Raw genomic sequence first — 17,645 nt, 5'->3', positions numbered from 1 at the left:
CTCCCCACACCCCACTCCCCCCAAACTTGATTTTTGCATTAAGTATTTGTCACACTTGTAAACCTTTTGTCAAAATGGTAAAGAAATTTAAAGTAGGCTGTCTTCATGGAACTGCTTTACCAATATGCTTGGCTGATTCCAGTCTTACCCTTACTAGGAGCAATGCTGGTAGGGCTAGGGCTAATCTCTGCAAACAAAGCAACTAACCGTCTGCGGCAGCTTATCGCCGTTTTTGTCGTCTCCTTAATTGGGGCGGGTATGGTTTTCTCCTTTGCTTTGCTTTGGAGCCAAATTCAAGGGCATGAAGCCTATATCCGCACGCTGGAATGGGCATCTGCCGGAAGTTTTCATCTGATGATGGGCTACACTATCGACCAACTTACGGCATTAATGCTGGTAGTGGTGACAACGGTAGCCTTTTTGGTGATGATTTATACCGATGGCTACATGGCTCACGACTCCGGTTACGTGCGCTTTTATGCCTATTTGAGCCTATTTAGCTCGTCTATGTTGGGTTTAGTCATTAGTCCCAACTTAATACAGGTGTATATTTTCTGGGAACTGGTAGGTATGTGTTCTTACCTACTGATTGGTTTCTGGTACGATCGCAAAGCTGCTGCTGATGCTTGCCAAAAAGCCTTTGTTGTCAACCGTGTCGGTGACTTCGGTTTGCTCTTGGGTATATTGGGGCTTTATTGGGCAACTGGTAGCTTCGAGTTTGATATTATCGGAGAGCGCCTTCACTCCCTAGTGGAATCAGGTGCAATAAGTGCGGTACTGGCAGCAATATTTGCCGTATTGGTATTTTTAGGACCAGTCGCCAAGTCAGCCCAATTTCCCCTCCATGTCTGGCTACCCGACGCGATGGAAGGTCCCACTCCCATCTCTGCCCTAATTCACGCGGCAACGATGGTGGCGGCTGGGGTATTTTTAATCGCCCGGATGTATCCGGTGTTTGAAAATATCCCGGTGGCGATGAATGTGATTGCTTACACAGGTGCATTAACTGCCTTTTTGGGTGCGACAATCGCACTTACCCAAAATGACATTAAAAAAGGTTTAGCTTATTCCACCATGTCTCAATTGGGTTACATGGTGATGGCGATGGGAATTGGTTCCTACACGGCTGGGTTATTTCACCTCATGACCCATGCTTATTTTAAAGCTATGCTCTTCCTCTGTTCCGGTTCGGTAATTCACGGGATGGAAGGCGTAGTTGGACACGATCCCGTCTTAGCTCAGGATATGCGATTAATGGGTGGTTTGCGCAAATATATGCCCATCACCTCCGCAACTTTCTTAATTGGTACGTTAGCCATTTGCGGCATTCCTCCTTTTGCTGGATTCTGGTCAAAGGATGAAATTTTGAGTAATGCTTTTGCGGCTAATCCTGCACTGTGGTTAGTAGGTTGGCTAACTGCTGGATTGACTGCTTTCTATATGTTTCGGATGTATTTCTCCACCTTTGAAGGAGAATTCCGAGGCAATCGCACCGACATTCAGGCACAACTAAAAGCGATGACAGGTGAACCTGTAGTAGCCTTTGGTCCTGGTGCAATGAATGTAAAAGAATTAGAGGTAACAGAAGGACATGATGCCCATAGTCATCACAGTCACGAACCTCACGAGTCACCTATCACCATGACTCTGCCTTTAATGCTGTTAGCCATACCTTCAATGTTAGTGGGTTTGGTGGGAACTCCTTTTCACAACTATTTCGAGGAGTTAATCCACGCACCAGGTGAAGAAATCGCCGCTGTAGCAGCAGAAGCCCATGGATTTGACTGGACAGAATTTCTGATTATGGGCGGAAGTTCAGTAGGGATTGGTTTGATTGGGATTACGGTGGCATCTTTGATGTATTTGAGTAAGAAAATAGACCCAGATGCGATCGCGAAAAAGATTCCCTCCCTCTATCAACTATCCCTGAATAAGTGGTACTTTGACGAAATTTACGATCGCATTTTCGTCCAAGGAAGCCGTCGTCTAGCACGACAGGTGATGGAAGTAGACTATCGCGTAGTTGATGGTGCAGTTAACCTAACAGGCTTTTTTACCATGGTAAGTGGTGAAGGGCTGAAATATCTGGAAAACGGTCGCGCCCAATTCTATGCCCTGATTGTATTCGGTGCAGTTTTAGGCTTGGTAGTTGTTTCTGGGTTGACTTGACAAGTTGTTTGTTGTTTGTTGTTTGTTATTGGTTGTTTGTTATTAGTTCATAGTTATTTGTTATTAGTTGCTTATGCTTAAGCCAATAACAAATAACCCATCGAAAATAACGAACAAACAAAAACAAATAACAAATAACGAACAACCAAAAACAAATAACAAATAACCAATGACACATTTTCCCTGGCTAACAACAATTATTCTCTTCCCCATAGTCGCTACAGCAGCAATTCCATTCCTACCAGAAAAGAATGGGTTTTGGGAGCGATGGTATGCCCTAGTTATTGGGCTGATTGATTTCATTCTGATCGTTTATACTATTGTCACTCAGTATGATTTCGCCAATCCCAACTTACAATTGGTAGAAAAATATTCCTGGGTTCCACAAATAGATTTAAATTGGTCAGTGGGGATTGATGGTTTATCGATGCCCTTAGTTTTGCTGACTGGTTTTATTACCACTCTGGCAACTCTAGCAGCTTGGCCAGTTACACTTAAGCCGAAACTCTTTTACTTCCTGCTACTAGCAATGTACGGCGGACAAATTGCCGTGTTTGCTGTCCAGGATATGCTGTTGTTTTTCTTAGTATGGGAATTGGAATTAATTCCAGTTTACCTGTTGCTATCGATTTGGGGTGGGAAAAAGCGTCTCTATGCAGCGACAAAGTTTATTCTGTATACCGCCGGAGGTTCGCTATTTATTTTAGTCGCAGCCTTGGCGATGGCATTTTACGGGGATACTGTAACCTTCGATATGCAATCCCTGGCGATGAAGGATTACACCCTGAATTTTGAACTGTTACTTTACGGGGGATTCTTAATTGCTTACGGGGTTAAATTACCCATTTTCCCCTTACATACTTGGCTACCAGATGCCCACGGAGAAGCCACCGCACCCGTCCACATGTTACTAGCAGGAATTCTTCTGAAAATGGGGGGATATGCCCTAATTCGGATGAATGCTCAGATGCTACCGGATGCTCATGCTTACTTTGCCCCAGTTTTAGTAATTTTAGGGGTAGTAAATATCGTCTATGCAGCCCTCACATCCTTTGCCCAACGTAACCTAAAACGGAAAATTGCTTACTCTTCAATTTCTCACATGGGATTCGTGTTGATTGGGATTGGTTCCTTCACCGAATTAGGGTTAAGTGGGGCAGTTTTGCAAATGATTTCCCACGGTTTAATTGGGGCAAGTTTGTTCTTCTTAGTGGGAGCAACTTATGACCGCACCCATACCCTGATGTTAGATGAAATGGGTGGTGTTGGTCAAAAAATGCCGAAGATGTTCGCCATGTGGACTACTTGTTCTATGGCATCTTTAGCATTACCAGGAATGAGTGGATTTGTGGCAGAATTGATGGTGTTTGTCGGGTTTGCGACGAGCGATGTTTACAACTCCACCTTTAAGGTAATAGTAATAATACTTGCGGCTGTGGGTGTGATTTTAACTCCAGTCTACCTCCTATCAATGCTGCGAGAAATTTGCTACGGTCCCGAAAACAAGGAATTAGTGAAACATCAAGCTTTAATTGATTCTGAACCACGAGAGGTGTTTATTATCGCTTGTTTGCTAGTCCCAATTATTGGGATGGGTTTGTATCCTAAGCTTGTGACTCAAATGTACGATGCGACTACGGTACAATTAACAGCGCGATTGCGGGATTCAGTGCCAAGTTTGGTTCATCCTGCGGTTGCTAATACGCAACCTGCGGTATTGTCAGTAGTCGCACCAAAAATTGGTGATGTAGTGATATTACAGCCTGTGGTAGAGGTTCCCTAGGATAGGGAATTGCACTGGAATTGTTAATCCAGTTTGGCTGGAATGTAATGGTAGATAGGTGATAGAATAAACCCTTCTTAATTCCCTATTACCTAATTAAATTATCCATTAAAAAAACTAGGGGCGCGGTTGTACCGTACCCCTAGTTTTTTTTTTGCTGATTAATATCAAATCCGGTTGCATCGGAATTATAGCACTACGCACACACGTTAGGACATTTATTGAAGGCAGGATCTACCCGTTCCGTGAATAGATCCCAGGTTCGGCGGGGTCATGGGTTGCCCTTGCTATATTACCACAAACGATGACCTGGAGATTAAGCTCCAGCAATCAAAAATATTGTTGGAAAGAGAACAGTATCTAATCTTTGGGATGAATGCGGGCGAAACAAGTTGACAGAGTTTCATACTTACTGGCTGAGAATGCTTTTAGAGCAAACAAATACGTGGAAACAGTTTATTAGTTACCGAGAAACAGCTCCCTGGTTTGGTAAACTGACCTCTAATACTTTTAATCTGTTGTTGACTCGTCCTGGATATAAATTTGCAGCCTACGGTCAGTTCACCATCTCTGAAAGTTGGGTTTTGCCCCATTTTTCCAGAATTTTGGAGGGTATGAAGCGTGTAGGTCTAGATTGTAAAAACAACACTATTTACTTTGAAAAACACTTGACCATCGATCCCTATCATACCAGAGACTTACTTGATGCCTTAGCCTGCCAAGAGCCTAAGTTAAGCCAAGCCGAAATCAATCAAGTTTTGTTCGGAACCCAAATGGCGATCGTTGCGGCTAAAGCTCAATACGACCGTATGATAATATATCTGTCATCCCTTTGATTGCCCAAGGGTAACTAATGTTAACGAAGGAGGTACTTCATTCATTGATATACTTCCTTTAATTGTTCTTATTGATGGCAATAAAAAGATCATGAACCTCAGCTTGGCTTTTACGGCAACGCTACCGATTGTTACGGTTATACTTTGCATTCTCTATCTCAAAAAAAATGTCGTTTTTAGCTCATTTAGTGGTTTGGTTGTTACAGGATTGCTGATTATATTTATCGAGAAATACCATCTCAATATTTATCAAATTGCCGCCACAGTAAAATCTGCTTCTATTCTAAGTATCAGTGCCATCATAGTCATTGTCCCTGGACTATATCTAACCAGAGTTCTGAGAGAACAAAAAAGTCTAGAGGGAATTACCTCTTGGATTGAATCGCTTCCTATTAATCCAGAGACTAAAGCCTTAATATTGCTAGTAGGGTTTTTACCAGCCATTGAGTCGCTGACTGGTTTTGGGGTATCGCTTTTTCTAGGAATACCCATATTTTTTAAGCTATTTCCCGAAAAAAAAGCATTGAAGCTATCCATTTTAGGCATGAATATCATGCCTTGGGGAACCCTGGGATTGGCAACAATTATTGGTGCTAAACTCATTGATAAATCCCCAGCAGAATTAGGCACTGTTACCAGCCTAACCAGTTTTCTGGTTTTTCCCTATCTAACCATGGTATCTTTGTACGCGATCGGGGGAACAAAATCCCTGAAAAAATATCTTTTACTAGCTTTAGTGTTAGGCATTACCCTTTCTAGCTTAATCTGGCTAAATAATCGCTATTTGTATACAGAGACTGCGGGAGTTTTTGCCGGAATAATTACAGGGATAGTTGGGATGTACATCGGTTGCGGAAATCGCAGCTATATCGGTCTGCCTTTGAAAGCTTTAAAACCATATATTTTAGTATTATTATTGATTGTATCCATCCGTTTTATTCAGCCGTTAAACTTGTGGCTAGCGCATATTTTGGTGTTAAGAAGCGAGAATGTTAGCTTTAGTCCCCTAACAAGTCCTGGTATTGTTTTGTTACTGGTTGCACTCTTGGTACAAAGGATGGAATCCGTACAAATTTCTCTAGTAGAAGTCCTAAAAAAGTCTCAAAATGCTTGTTTGAGTCTGATAACATTTTTGCTGTTATCTCAGGCTATGCTTCAGTCAGGGATGATCAAAACAATATCGGCAGTGATATCAAGTCAAGCAGGGGAAGTTCCTGCTATCTTACTATCTCCTTTAATCGGAATGCTGAGTGGTTTTGCCACAGGTTCAAATTTAGGAGGTAACGCACTATTAATAACAGCGCAATACGAAATTGGTCAACAATGGGGACAGGGTATTCTTTTCGCTGCTGCGCACAACAGTGGGGCTGGACACATGGTGTTTAGTTCAATACCAGTTATTGTGTTGGCGATTGCTATTGTTAAGGATACTTACCATAACTGCTTAGATTTGTCTGAATATTACTTACTCAAGTTTACACTTAAAGTCTCGATAGGTATTTATTTAGCAATTCTGTCAGCAATATATATTTTGAAGCAATTCCTTTAGCATAGTTGTCTATTCCTAAACAGTAGGCGTATACCGAGATTTAATTATTAAATGGGATATCTCCGATTTAGGGGATCATTGTCCTGATACTTTTGTGGCGATGGGCATTACCAATAAACAGGAAAATCGCCGCACATTTGTAGTAGAAGATGAAGGTGTACGTCCCACATTAATTATCGAAGTAGTCTCCCCCAGATATCGCCAAGCAGACAGAGAAATAAAAGTAGTAGAATACGCCCGTGCTAGAGTGGAGGAATATGTCATTATTGATAGACGCACACAGCGGGGACAAGAATTAGATGAAATCCTGGGTTATCGTTTAGTACAGGGACATTATCAGCCGATAACTCCAGATGAAGAGGGGAGAATTTTCTGTGCCACAGTGGGGTTATGGATGAGTTTTATTGAGGGTAGTTTGGTGATGGTAGATAGCGAAACTGGCGAAAGATTGCTAAATTCTAGTGAGTTAGCTGCTACTAATCAAGAGTTAACTGCTACTAATCAAGAGTTAATTGCTGCCAAAGAAGAAGTTGAGCGACAAGCAGCAGAAATGGAAGCGCTGCTAGCTAAATATCGGGAACGTTTTGGCAATTTGCCAGAAAACCAAAATCTGTAAACATTCTCAGGATTTACGCAAAAAATCTATCTGTAGGGTGCGTTATGCGAAAGCTAACGCACCAGTAACTCTACTAACAGAGTTGCTGCGTAAGTCCTAAATCTTTGATTGCGATTGCCAACGGTCGCAGCGAAGCCGATCGCTTCTCTTCGCCTCAAGTATCCTATAGAAGGGATGGAGTCTGCAAGTTTCGCGATCGCAATTCAGCAGCTCACTGCCCTGGGAATATCAGGAGATATTGCGATCTCTTCCCTTCCCTTCGGCATCGCTTCTTCGGGGACTTCGTGCGATCGCGCTCAAAGCAGCCTCAAACTGAAAAAGTGCGATCGTCACATTGACACTACCACATAAAACTGACCTTGCTATCTGATGTATAATAGATCCATCCCCAATCTCTTTGTGTATGAACGTCATTCTCGCTATATCAGAAGACCTTCAGACTTATATTGAGGCTCAGATTCAAGCTGGATCTTATGGAAGTGTGGTGGAGTATTTTCTACATTTAGTGCAACAAGATCGTCAACGTAAACAGGCTCAAGAAAAGCTAGAAAGTTTGCTGCAAGAGGGATTAGACTCGGATAGCGAACCCGTAACACCAGCTTATTGGCAGAATTTGCGGGGATCGGTGTTGGGTACAAACCCAGAAGAGAAATGAGTTATCAGTTAATTATCCGAAATCGAGCTACTCAGGATCTCAGGCAACTGGCAAACTATATTTTGGTTAATGGGGATGCTAATGCTGCCACTCGCTTCCTTGAGTTAGCAGAGGCTACCTTTGCACAATTAGCGACGATACCAGGAATTGGCAAAGTCGTGGGATTAGTCTCCTCTCGAATGGGGGAGATTCGTCAGTGGCGTGTCAAGGATTTCAAAAATTACCTTATTTTTTACCGGATTCAGGATAATCAGGTTGAGATTCTCCGGGTTTTGCATGGTGTCATGGATTTAGAAGGCATTTTGTCTAACCTAGATCGAGAGATTTAACGCTGGCATTCCATTTTAGCCCGTCATACCAATTGGTGATTTGCCAGAAAACCAGAATCTGTAACTAATTGCGTGGGGTAAATCAAGAAATTTTTGCCGTTTCTTCCGGGGACTTTCAAATAATATTTTTTGAAGAAATAGCGTCGCTATTTCTTCAAGTCTTACCCATCTATTTTGTTGTAATACCAATTCGGCAGGTTAGATATTGTCTAATTATACTAGCTTTTATTCGCTGCGCTTGCTCTATAGCGTTTTTAAGTGACAGACAGTATAATATTTTACACTAGAGTCATGAGATTTTCTAAATAGGCAATTTTGAGAATATGGCACGCTATATAGAGTTTACAACTGATACTGAAAACGGTGAAGCTATCCTGGTTGAGGTGGACAAGGAGGAAGTTTCTCCCCCGCAAGGACTTGTCAAAGCAGGGATTAAGGACAAGCTTCAATGTACCGTCGCAATCGCCCAAAAGACATTTTCAGAGGCGGTTAAGAGCGCGATTAAAATGAATGTTCAAACCTTTACTGATTGCGGTTGGGTAATCTTTTATGAGTTGGCTTACTTAAACCGATTATTAATCTCATCCCAATCGCATTTTTTAGATCTAGCTTCGCCCCAAAAATCTGTATAAGTTCTGAATTTCTATATAAATTATTTGAATATTTTTGCCCTCCAATGGTAAAATGGGCTAATAAAGCTACACCAGAAAAGTTCAAGTTCGCAAGCAGCTATTGTATCTGTATTAATGAATTTTCGATATTTAATAAAGTGAAGGATAAGTTTTCGCAAATCATTGGCTAGGTAGAGAGGCAAAACCAAAGGTTTTTGCCAGAAAGGAAAACGCAACATCCGCATTGGGTATCGACTTAAGCCTACACCTCTGGCAACCTGTAATAAATAGTCCTTTTCCAAGCGCGATCGCTGTATATGATGATAAATAAGCATTTCCGGGTTGTGCCAAATTTCCCAACTTGCTTTTCTGATATAAGATAAAGTCTCTAGATCTTCTCCTTTAGAACTTAGAGATGTACCACATACACCTTTCAAAATAGGTTCTTCCGGAACACTATCTATCCATACTTTCTTACGGAAAACTAATCCAGCGCCAGCCGGGAAAAACCATTTACGATGCAACTCATAACAAAAAGGTGTTTCGCCTCGGTCTACAATAGCCAATAAGCTAGCTATCCTGGGAAATCCTTCTGGAGGATTAACTTCATATTCACCGTTAATTTGACTTCCGTAAGCCCCAGCTTTGGGGTGTGACATCCCAAAGGAAAAAGCAGCAGAAACCCAGTTAGCTGTGGGGAGATTGTCATCATCAAGAAATGCGACTAAATCTCCTTGAGCTTCTTTAATCGCATAACGTCGAGCAAATGCTAATCCCTGCTTTGGTTCAAAGTAATATCGGATGGGATAACGGGAAAGAGAATTGGATTGATATTCCTGAACTATTTTGGCTGTGTTATCACTGCTGTTGTTATCAATAACAATTATTTCCCAAAGAAAATGGTCAGTATTTTCCTGAGATAGCAATAAATCTAAAACTCTCGGTAAGCGGGTTTCCCCGTTGTAGGTACAAATACTTACTGTTAAATTAACCATAGTTGAGGAGTTGAGGATGTCTGTAGTCAACGTTGTTACAGGAATTATAGGTGATACCGGATAGTCCGCAACACCTAGAGTAATTGCTAGTTTGTGAGATGTGCCTTTACCTTAACAGGAGATCCGGGATCAAACATAAGCAGAGTGCGATCGCCTACCGTACCAACCTGAGTTCGGAGTATGCGCTTCGCGCAGGCTACGCCAACGGAGGAGGATCAGTCTTAGTTGCTTTAGGAATTGGGATACAATGAGATGAAGGGAGAAATATTATGGCATATAGTGAATTTACTTTTGACGATCTAAAAACCAAATTTCACCTAAATATTGTTGAAGTCAGTGGACTTCTTCATGGGGAACCTATTGCTCCCAGCGATTGGCTCAATGAAACATTAAGGCGTAACATACCTCTTGCAGGTGCGATTAATACGGAAAAAGCCCGTTCTGAATTTCTGATTGCTCCAGTATTGAGGGAATTAAAAGAAATTCATCCTCATATCAGTCTATTTTCTGGAACCGAGTTTAATGTAGATCAGGCAAAAGGACTTAATGGAGTCTGTGATTTTCTGATTAGTCGTTCTAGCGAACAGCTTCGTATAGAAGCACCTGTTACTGTTCTTGTAGAAGCCAAGAAAGAGAATTTGAATGGAGCAACTCCCCAATGTATATCAGAAATGTTAGCCGCTCAAATCTTTAATCAGAATAAGGGTAGTCCGATTCAATCTTTGTATGGGATTGTAACTACAGGGAGTGTTTGGAGATTTATCAGGTTAGAAGATAATACTGTCACCATTGATCTTAATGAAGTCTATCTTACTCCAATTGATAGACTATTAGGACTATTGACAGCTACCCTTAAAGGCTGAGGTAAATAATAAACAGTCTTAATGTCTATTTATTTTACCTCCCTTACTCAAACAACTGGGGATTTATGCCATCTTTCACCCTCTACTACAGTATGAACTTGCCAACTAGGGGAAGTATCGGGAAAGTCAGTACGATAATGTCCACCGCGACTTTCGGTGCGAAAAGCAGCACTTTTGAGAATTAAATAACCAATATCTAACAGATTAAGTGTTTCTGTGGCTAGTTTTAATTGTGCCTCGGCTGTAACTGAATCAAACTGAATCCTTTGATTGGGAGATAAATTAAGGATATATTTACTAATCTCTAAATTAGCTAACTGAAAACGCCAAGCACTAACTTCTGCAATTGCTTCTTCTAATATAGACTGAGTTCGACAAATCCCCGCACCATGCCACATTAGGGCTGGTAACTTTTCCCTGATTAATTTTATCTCCTCTATTTCCCCACTCCAATCTCCCGTTTCTACTCTAAAAGATTCAACCTCACTAATGGCAATGGGTTCCACTTCCAACTTTTGCAATTGGGCAGCAAATACGATACATTCTAATAAAGAATTGCTCGCCAAACGATTCGCGCCATGTACTCCCGTACTGGCAGTTTCACCAATAGCATATAATCCCTCAATCGAAGTAGAATTCATCAAATCTACCGCAACTCCTCCCATCCAATAATGAGCCGCTGGTGCGACTGGAATCGGTTCCTGAAAAACATCAATCCCCCACTCCTGACATTTTTGAATAATATTCGGGAAACGATGGCAAATTTGTGCAGTTTCGATCGATCTTAAGTCTAAATAAACATTAGCTGTAGCCGGATTAGGGGCGGTTTTCTCTAAATGACTAAAAATCGCCCGACTAACTACATCTCGCGGCGCTAATTCGCCCTTGGGATGGTAATCAAAAGCAAAACGTCTCCCCTCCACATCCACTAAATGTGCCCCCTCTCCTCTTACCGCTTCACTAATGAGAAAATGAGGCGCACCAGGTTGACTTAAAGCAGTGGGATGAAATTGCACAAATTCTAAATCTCGCATCACTGCGCCAGCCCGCCAAGCTAGGGCGACACCGTCTCCAGTGCTTACTGACGGGTTGGTGGTTTGGGCGAAAATTTGACCACCGCCACCAGTGGCTAAAACTATGGCATTTGCCCTTAGCCAGATGATTTGATTTTGGTGGAGGAGGCTAATACCTTGACAGCGATGAGTTTGGGGATTTCGCCACAAACTCAAGGCGAGGGCTTGGGATAAGACTTGAATGTTAGGTTTTTCTGATACTTTGGCGGTGAGAATATCAATTATCGCGCGTCCGGTGGTATCTTGGGAATGGAGGACTCTGGGGCGTGAGTGAGCTGCTTCTAGAGTTGTTGCTAGTTTATTTTCTTTGCGATCGAAGGCTACACCTAATTTTAGTAAAGAATCGATCGCTTCTGGAGCATTTTCTACCAGAAATTCTACAGCAGCGCGATCGCAAATACCAGCCCCGGCGTGTAATGTATCTTCTAAATGGAGTTGGGGGGAATCATCGTCTCCTATTGCTGCCGCTATTCCTCCTTGTGCCCATTTACTCGATCCTGTTCTCAGTTTATCTTTGGTTACGAGCAAGACGCGATATTTTTCTGGCAGAGAGAGGGTAGCATAGAGTCCGGCTGCGCCAGAACCTACTACAATAATGTCAAATTGGCATGGAATATTTGAGGATGACGAGTTGGGTGCGTTCAATGTTTTATCCAAATCTCAAAAAGGTTGTTATTTAGGGAAAGATCTTGAAATCGTAGTAGACAGCTTGATGCAAAATTGACCTATTTTTCAACTTTGTTAGCCAAATTATAGCGACTTTCAGTTGGATGAAGCTTATAACTTGCGCCAGTTTCAATAACCGTAGGGTGGGCACTCCCCACTAACGTAATAATCAGCTTTTCAAATTCTAAGGGGGAGTGCCCACCCTATAGGAAACTACATGAAACTACATGAAACTGTTTGAAGATCAATACTTGTTTAAAGCTTAATCGTAGAAGCAATAATAGCACCGCGTTCAGCCATTGTATATAGTCCGATATGATGGGCTATTTTCTGCGGATGAATTGCTGTTTTGGATAGCCCTTGCTGAAGTGCCATTTCTGCGGTGATGTTGTGGGTAGCACAACCTTTAGCATAAACGATTACATCTTTTAAAGTTGGCGACAAACCGTGATTGCGAACCGATAACATAGTGGTAACGAAATCCATCACACAGATATCGGTGCAAATACCCACCACCACTAATGCTTCTAGTTTGCGATCGCTAATCCAGTCTAACAATATATTACGCCCAGTATCTACGTCAATTGCTCTGATAAAACCATTTATGCAATCTTTGGCAACTAAGGTAGCCAGGGGGTGATTTTCCAGCCATGCTATTTCCGGTACCAGCTTTTCTTCCCCGCTACCCTTCTCGCAATGGGGTAGATAAGGAGGTTCAGGTTTACCCGGTTGGTGGGTATCTAAAAAGGCTAGTATGGGCAAACCTCTGGCAACAAAAGATTGCGCTAGGCGATTGCTTTCTGATACCATGGTTGAGATTTGTTCGTCGGGTTGTTGTGGGGCAAAGATATAGCCAATGGTGCAAAAACAATTAACCACATCGACAACGATTAACCCGGTGGGTTGATCTCCTATACTATAGGGTTGTGGCTCAATGGGTAAAGCCGCTTCAATTGCGGTTAAGGTTGAATCTGGTATAGTTAAAGTTATGGACATAGAGACATCCTTTTGATCTAGTTACAATTGGGAAAGCAATCAGTGAATTATTCTATATACTCTAGGGAAATTCCGGCATTGCCTAACTCTTTTCTGAGATCTTGTCTGGCTTTATTAATTGCCTCAACTACTTCTTCTTTAAAACTACTACAGTAAGAAAGAGTCACCTTGAATTTTATATCTGTATCAAAGTTTCTGGCTCTTGATTTAATATAAATCCTAGGATTATCTTGACAAACAATATTTAAGATTGGCGCAATAACTGATTCGTCATTGCTATCAACCATTACCACTTTCTCTAAATAAAAATTCTTGCCAAATTTTTCCTGAAGAATCGATGGCAAAGAATTATCAAATATTCCTTTAAGCTCTCTAGGTACTCCGGGCAAACTAATTATTGTGGTTTCTTTTACCCTTGAGATTACGGCTGGCGCGGCTCCAACCGGATTGTGGATTGGAATTGAACCTTTAGGTAAAATCCCCATTTTTGATCGCGCTGGTGTCATTTTTGAATCGTCAACATATCCTTTTTCAGCCAACTCTTGATATTTCTGATGAACAAAATTAATCGCTTCTTGATTAGCCTCTAAAGGCTGATTTATTCCTTGGGCTATAGCTTCAAGAGTTAGATCGTCAACTGTTGGTCCCATCCCGCCTATTGTAAAAATCACCTCAGTTTTCCTTTCCAAGGCTGCTTGGATTTCTGTCGCAATTGTATCTAAATTATCTGGGAGAATTACACAACGGTTAACTTGCCCACCCATACCAGTGATTTTTTTAATAATCCAGTGGCTATTAGTATCAAGTACATCGCCGATTAAAAGTTCGTTGCCTATGGCTAATATTTCTACTGTCACCATGTTTTTTGTTTGATAGAATAATGTTATACATAGGACTTGCGCAGTAACACTACTAATATTGTGAATGGTGTGTTAGCTGCGCATAACACACCCTACAGATAGGTGCTTTGCGTAATTCCTGATACATTTACTCAACTTTACCCCAACGTTGGGTAGCCTCAGCAATCCGTTGTCCAAATCGGAAAGCTGTGAGATAATCCCCTGGATCTAGCTCTAGTTTACCTTCAACTCCACTCATAACTGAGCCTTGCCCCATCACTCCTAAAAATGAGCCAAGGCGATTCACTCCATCATCTTTTCCCAGGAAATGACTGGGTAAATCGCCAACATTGACCCAAATCATACCATGCTGGGCTGCATTGATTGCTAGGGAAAGCAGGGTGCCTTGTTTGTCACCACTTAGACAACTAGAATGGGTAAAACCAGCAGCTATTTTATCTTTCCATCCTTGCTTAAACCAGACTTCACTGGCAGCATCAATAAACAGTTTAAACTCACCTGCTACACCTCCCATATAAGTTGGGGAACCAAATACAATGGCATCAGCCTGGTTAAGCTTGGCGATAATTTCTGGATTTTGCCATACTCCCTTGACAATCTGATCCGTCACAATTCGTAATAACTCAACTTTCACGTCTACCACTTGACTAGCTCCTTCAGCTATAGCTTCAGCCATCAAGTGTGTCTTATTAGAAGCTGAAAAATAGACAATCGCCAATTTAGACATAAATTACCTTGATAAATAGTTCAAATTTTCTATTTTTTTTAGAGAAACCATTTTGTCAGAATTTACACTACGCAAATTAGCTCTGACTTCCATTAAAATTTTGCCCAGATAATTCTTGCCCGTGCCATCTTTCCCACAGCCCCAATAGTAGTCTCCCAGATCTTTTTGAATGATGATTTGATCTCCTGTAGCTAGGAGAATTTTGCCAATATCTCCATGAGTCTGAAACTTACGGAGTACAGCTTTGTGCATTACATCATATTTGATTTTTTTCCAGTCGTTGCGATGAGGGAGGTGATGACCTAGTTTAGCAGATTCTGCGGGAGTTTTTGCTAATCTAATTGTTTCGGCATGGGGTGTACCAGTAAATTTTTTGGCTTGATAATAATGTTCTGATGTATGCCACCATAGTCCATCTAGTTCAAAACCGTGGAGGGAAAAGTTACAGAAACAACCGTAAGGTTTTTCGTCAGCAGTGAAAAAATAAATAGTCATAATTCAGATGGGTAGTTTTCTTCAATAGAAATGGGTATTCCCCATGTATTTTTTGCGATCGTATGAAATGAACAGGAAAATTATCCAACTCTATCTTTGGGAGCGGTAAACCATAATTTTACTCTTCTAGTACCTTTAATTCTCCTGTGTCAGATATGGCTAGGTATATCCCCACCAGAATTACGGCAAAACCCAATAAGTTTAGCAGGGTTAGGGTTTCTGAAAATAAAAACCAACCCATTATAGCAGTGATAACAGGAGAGATAAGAAGAATTGTTGTCATTAACCCTGAAGATAACCATTTGATACTATAGGCGATTAAACTGTGAGCGATAATTGTGTTGAAAGCCATCACGATTAAGGTTAGCCAAGCTGCTCCAGAAGACGGGAATAGTCGATCGCCAGTTATAATTAAAACACCTAGGGATAATAGAGTACAAGAACCGGATGCCCAAATCAATATTACGGTTGGGCTTAACCAAGTGCGAAGTTTTTCCATAGACATTATATATCCACCCCAAAAGATAGCTGAGAGGAATGCTAGCCCGTCGCCTGCCAAGCTGATACTACTAAACATATCGCTAAATCCAATCGCGATTGTTCCCCCCGTTGCTACTACCATTCCCGTGATAAATCTGCCACCAAACTTTTGAGAAAATAGCGCCCACGCAGCCAATGTTGTAAATCCCGGAGAAAGACAGTGCAAAACTTCTGAGTTAGCAACAGTGGTTTGAGCTATCGATGTAGCCCATAATAGTTGAGTGCTAACAAAAGCGATTGCCATGACTGCCAAAGGGAGCCATATTTTATTAATCTCAGTAAATTTTTTGATGGGAAGATTTGCTTGCCTATTTCGCAGGAATACTACCTGCCACAACCCTAATATGGCAGTGGCTATCCAGAAGCGATGAAATATTGTGGCATTGGGGCTGATGAAACTTTCGCTGATGCGGATTAAAATGGGTGTGAAAGCCAAGAAGAATGCGGCAGCTAAGGCGGTTGTAATCGCTATCTTCACTGATAAATCTACTACTTGTGTTTCTGGTATTTCTAATTTAGATGTCATCCTGTTTGGGATATAAAGTAGGGAAAAATATGGAAATTACTAGCACCATTCTCAATAACCGTAGAGTGGCACTCCCCACTAACGTAATAATCAACTTTTCAAGTTTTTCAGGGGACTGCCTACCCTACATTAAATGCTGATTAAAAACGCAAAAATTACCCGATCACAACTCTAGCACCAATTACGGAAACTGTATATATGTAGGGTTTGTTATGGGTTACGCAATATTCCCAGTATATGTGGTATCGCTGTGTAATTATTATATCATTCAATTCGCCAACCCAGCAGCAAGTGCGATCGCAGATGGTAAAATACAATGTTCCTGGATTTGGATGCGAGCGTGTAGGGTTTCTGGAGTATCATCTGAGTATACAGGGACAGCAGCTTGCATTAAAATTAGACCGCTATCTACTTCTGGTGCTACTAAGTGAACAGTACAGCCAGTAATTTTAACGCCAGCAGCCAGGGCTTGTTCAATAGCTTTTACTCCCTTAAAACTAGGTAATAAGCTGGGATGAATATTTATAATTTTGTCAGGAAAAGCATTAATAAGTATTGGGGTTACTATCCGCATCCAGCCTGCCATGATTACCCATTCTACTTCATATTGTTTCAGGGTTTCTACAATTTTGGCATCTAAAACTTCGCGATTTTTGTAGTCTCGGTGATTTATTAGTACGGAGGGAACCTCCCATTTTTCGGCACGTTGTACGGCTTTGATACCAGGATTATTGTAAATTAGGACGGGGATTTGAGCATGGAGTTGCCCAGAAGCGATGGCTTGGGCGACGGCTTCAAAGTTTGTACCACTCCCAGATGCCATAATTCCTAGTTTTAGGGGAGGAGTATCTATCGGAGATTTAGCAGAAATTACAGGTGAAATTAGACTCATAGCTTATCATCCAGTGTAGGGCAGGCAGGATGCCTGCCATTGACAGGCAGGATGCCTGCCCTACAAATTCTACATTAGACTGGAACTCCGTATCAGAATGGGAGCTGCTCCGGTGAGATTTCTAGTCATTTAGAATAAGGGAATTAAACTGGGAATATTATAGTAGGGTGCGTTATATAACGAACCCTACATTTGGAGATGTTGCATAATTCCTAGTGGAGATGTTACGAGCCATTGTCAAGGAGGTATGAGTCGCTCTGCTGCTGTAGGGCTAATAATTTATACCATATTATTTGATTCAGGGAAAGAAAATGAAGCTCTTTTAGCTTTCCTGAAATCTAGCCCCATGGCTATCCCGAATACTTGGGTTATGCAACTAGAAGATCCAGCATTAGAAACAGGGGTAAAGTTAGTAGAGGTGGCGCAAATTCATAAAAAGATTGTCCTGCTTTCATAGTATAATT

General features: G+C 41.5%; 19 protein-coding genes. 11 read left to right on the top strand and 8 right to left on the bottom strand.

Annotated features, from left to right (window positions below; all coding sequences use genetic code 11):
• The first annotated feature begins 105 nt into the window (after positions 1–105).
• The 9 genes from NJ959_RS03780 to NJ959_RS03740 all read left to right on the top strand — a co-directional run bounded on the left by NJ959_RS03780 (position 106) and on the right by NJ959_RS03740 (position 8,569).
• Positions 106–2,169 (top strand): NAD(P)H-quinone oxidoreductase subunit 5, encoded by a 2,064-nt coding sequence (locus NJ959_RS03780; protein ID WP_254010414.1) that lies wholly within the window; start codon positions 106–108, stop codon positions 2,167–2,169.
• Positions 2,170–2,338: 169 nt separating this feature from the next.
• On the top strand, positions 2,339–3,952 hold the full coding sequence (locus tag NJ959_RS03775; RefSeq protein ID WP_254010413.1) for an NAD(P)H-quinone oxidoreductase subunit 4: 1,614 nt from the start codon (positions 2,339–2,341) through the stop codon (positions 3,950–3,952).
• Between the two features lie 329 nt (positions 3,953–4,281).
• Complete coding sequence (locus NJ959_RS03770; protein ID WP_309242550.1) at positions 4,282–4,788, top strand: iron-containing redox enzyme family protein; 507 nt, start codon at positions 4,282–4,284, stop codon at positions 4,786–4,788.
• 91 nt (positions 4,789–4,879) lie between these two features.
• Entirely contained in the window at positions 4,880–6,337 is a 1,458-nt protein-coding gene (locus NJ959_RS03765; RefSeq protein WP_254010411.1) for an L-lactate permease, read from the top strand.
• Positions 6,338–6,380: 43 nt separating this feature from the next.
• Positions 6,381–6,953 (top strand): Uma2 family endonuclease, encoded by a 573-nt coding sequence (locus NJ959_RS03760; protein WP_309242549.1) that lies wholly within the window; start codon positions 6,381–6,383, stop codon positions 6,951–6,953.
• A gap of 114 nt (positions 6,954–7,067) precedes the next feature.
• Positions 7,068–7,304: a hypothetical protein gene (locus NJ959_RS03755; protein WP_254010409.1), complete on the top strand. Its 237-nt coding sequence runs from the start codon at positions 7,068–7,070 to the stop codon at positions 7,302–7,304.
• 52 nt (positions 7,305–7,356) lie between these two features.
• Entirely contained in the window at positions 7,357–7,608 is a 252-nt protein-coding gene (locus NJ959_RS03750; protein ID WP_254010408.1) for a ribbon-helix-helix domain-containing protein, read from the top strand.
• Positions 7,605–7,937 carry a type II toxin-antitoxin system RelE/ParE family toxin gene (locus NJ959_RS03745; RefSeq protein WP_254010407.1) on the top strand — a complete coding sequence of 111 codons (333 nt, stop codon included), beginning with the start codon at positions 7,605–7,607 and terminating at the stop codon, positions 7,935–7,937. The genes NJ959_RS03750 and NJ959_RS03745 overlap by 4 nt, the downstream gene beginning before the upstream one ends.
• A 323-nt stretch (positions 7,938–8,260) precedes the next feature.
• Positions 8,261–8,569 carry a hypothetical protein gene (locus NJ959_RS03740; protein WP_254010406.1) on the top strand — a complete coding sequence of 103 codons (309 nt, stop codon included), beginning with the start codon at positions 8,261–8,263 and terminating at the stop codon, positions 8,567–8,569.
• Between the two features lie 20 nt (positions 8,570–8,589).
• On the opposite strand, the gene hpsE is transcribed toward NJ959_RS03740, so the two are convergent.
• The gene (gene hpsE, locus NJ959_RS03735; RefSeq protein WP_254010405.1) at positions 8,590–9,543 is read right to left on the bottom strand and encodes a hormogonium polysaccharide biosynthesis glycosyltransferase HpsE; all 954 of its coding nucleotides are present in this window, start codon (positions 9,541–9,543) and stop codon (positions 8,590–8,592) included.
• A 269-nt stretch (positions 9,544–9,812) separates the two neighbouring features.
• Between hpsE and NJ959_RS03730 the strand changes: the two genes are divergently transcribed.
• Positions 9,813–10,406, top strand: coding sequence for a hypothetical protein (locus NJ959_RS03730; RefSeq protein ID WP_254010404.1), 594 nt, complete (start codon positions 9,813–9,815; stop codon positions 10,404–10,406).
• 47 nt (positions 10,407–10,453) lie between these two features.
• On the opposite strand, the gene nadB is transcribed toward NJ959_RS03730, so the two are convergent.
• The 7 genes from nadB to purN all read right to left on the bottom strand — a co-directional run bounded on the left by nadB (position 10,454) and on the right by purN (position 17,181).
• Positions 10,454–12,124, bottom strand: a complete 1,671-nt coding sequence (gene nadB / locus NJ959_RS03725; RefSeq protein WP_254010403.1) for an L-aspartate oxidase — start codon at positions 12,122–12,124, stop codon at positions 10,454–10,456.
• A 276-nt stretch (positions 12,125–12,400) separates the two neighbouring features.
• Positions 12,401–13,141 carry an isochorismatase family protein gene (locus tag NJ959_RS03720; protein ID WP_254010402.1) on the bottom strand — a complete coding sequence of 247 codons (741 nt, stop codon included), beginning with the start codon at positions 13,139–13,141 and terminating at the stop codon, positions 12,401–12,403.
• A 47-nt stretch (positions 13,142–13,188) separates the two neighbouring features.
• Positions 13,189–14,001 carry a competence/damage-inducible protein A gene (locus tag NJ959_RS03715; protein WP_254010401.1) on the bottom strand — a complete coding sequence of 271 codons (813 nt, stop codon included), beginning with the start codon at positions 13,999–14,001 and terminating at the stop codon, positions 13,189–13,191.
• A gap of 127 nt (positions 14,002–14,128) precedes the next feature.
• A complete protein-coding gene (locus NJ959_RS03710) occupies positions 14,129–14,728 on the bottom strand; it encodes a flavodoxin family protein (protein WP_254010400.1) in 600 nt (199 codons plus the stop codon).
• A gap of 3 nt (positions 14,729–14,731) precedes the next feature.
• A complete protein-coding gene (gene ybiA, locus NJ959_RS03705) occupies positions 14,732–15,223 on the bottom strand; it encodes a riboflavin biosynthesis intermediates N-glycosidase (protein ID WP_254010399.1) in 492 nt (163 codons plus the stop codon).
• A gap of 118 nt (positions 15,224–15,341) precedes the next feature.
• Positions 15,342–16,289 (bottom strand): DMT family transporter, encoded by a 948-nt coding sequence (locus NJ959_RS03700; protein WP_254010398.1) that lies wholly within the window; start codon positions 16,287–16,289, stop codon positions 15,342–15,344.
• A 268-nt stretch (positions 16,290–16,557) separates the two neighbouring features.
• The gene (gene purN, locus NJ959_RS03695) at positions 16,558–17,181 is read right to left on the bottom strand and encodes a phosphoribosylglycinamide formyltransferase (RefSeq protein ID WP_254010397.1); all 624 of its coding nucleotides are present in this window, start codon (positions 17,179–17,181) and stop codon (positions 16,558–16,560) included.
• A 247-nt stretch (positions 17,182–17,428) separates the two neighbouring features.
• Between purN and NJ959_RS03690 the strand changes: the two genes are divergently transcribed.
• Complete coding sequence (locus NJ959_RS03690; RefSeq protein WP_254010396.1) at positions 17,429–17,638, top strand: hypothetical protein; 210 nt, start codon at positions 17,429–17,431, stop codon at positions 17,636–17,638.
• The last annotated feature ends 7 nt before the right edge of the window (positions 17,639–17,645 follow it).

This window comes from Limnofasciculus baicalensis BBK-W-15, assembly GCF_024178385.1.
In the GTDB taxonomy this organism is placed as follows: Bacteria; Cyanobacteriota; Cyanobacteriia; order Cyanobacteriales; family Coleofasciculaceae; genus Limnofasciculus; species Limnofasciculus baicalensis.
Note: the sequence above shows the minus strand (reverse complement) of the source record. Positions and strands in the feature narration are given on the sequence as shown.

Bases quoted from the DNA above. Each gene is read 5' to 3' on its own strand.
- NJ959_RS03780 (WP_254010414.1), top strand. From the start codon at position 106: ATGGAACTGCTTTACCAATATGCTTGGCTGATTCCAGTCTTACCCTTA.
- NJ959_RS03775 (WP_254010413.1), top strand. From the start codon at position 2,339: ATGACACATTTTCCCTGGCTAACAACAATTATTCTCTTCCCCATAGTC.
- NJ959_RS03765 (WP_254010411.1), top strand. From the start codon at position 4,880: ATGAACCTCAGCTTGGCTTTTACGGCAACGCTACCGATTGTTACGGTT.
- NJ959_RS03750 (WP_254010408.1), top strand. From the start codon at position 7,357: ATGAACGTCATTCTCGCTATATCAGAAGACCTTCAGACTTATATTGAG.
- NJ959_RS03745 (WP_254010407.1), top strand. From the start codon at position 7,605: ATGAGTTATCAGTTAATTATCCGAAATCGAGCTACTCAGGATCTCAGG.
- NJ959_RS03740 (WP_254010406.1), top strand. From the start codon at position 8,261: ATGGCACGCTATATAGAGTTTACAACTGATACTGAAAACGGTGAAGCT.
- hpsE (WP_254010405.1), bottom strand. From the start codon at position 9,543: ATGGTTAATTTAACAGTAAGTATTTGTACCTACAACGGGGAAACCCGC.
- NJ959_RS03730 (WP_254010404.1), top strand. From the start codon at position 9,813: ATGGCATATAGTGAATTTACTTTTGACGATCTAAAAACCAAATTTCAC.
- NJ959_RS03720 (WP_254010402.1), bottom strand. From the start codon at position 13,141: ATGTCCATAACTTTAACTATACCAGATTCAACCTTAACCGCAATTGAA.
- NJ959_RS03715 (WP_254010401.1), bottom strand. From the start codon at position 14,001: ATGGTGACAGTAGAAATATTAGCCATAGGCAACGAACTTTTAATCGGC.
- NJ959_RS03710 (WP_254010400.1), bottom strand. From the start codon at position 14,728: ATGTCTAAATTGGCGATTGTCTATTTTTCAGCTTCTAATAAGACACAC.
- ybiA (WP_254010399.1), bottom strand. From the start codon at position 15,223: ATGACTATTTATTTTTTCACTGCTGACGAAAAACCTTACGGTTGTTTC.
- NJ959_RS03700 (WP_254010398.1), bottom strand. From the start codon at position 16,289: ATGACATCTAAATTAGAAATACCAGAAACACAAGTAGTAGATTTATCA.
- purN (WP_254010397.1), bottom strand. From the start codon at position 17,181: ATGAGTCTAATTTCACCTGTAATTTCTGCTAAATCTCCGATAGATACT.
- NJ959_RS03690 (WP_254010396.1), top strand. From the start codon at position 17,429: ATGAGTCGCTCTGCTGCTGTAGGGCTAATAATTTATACCATATTATTT.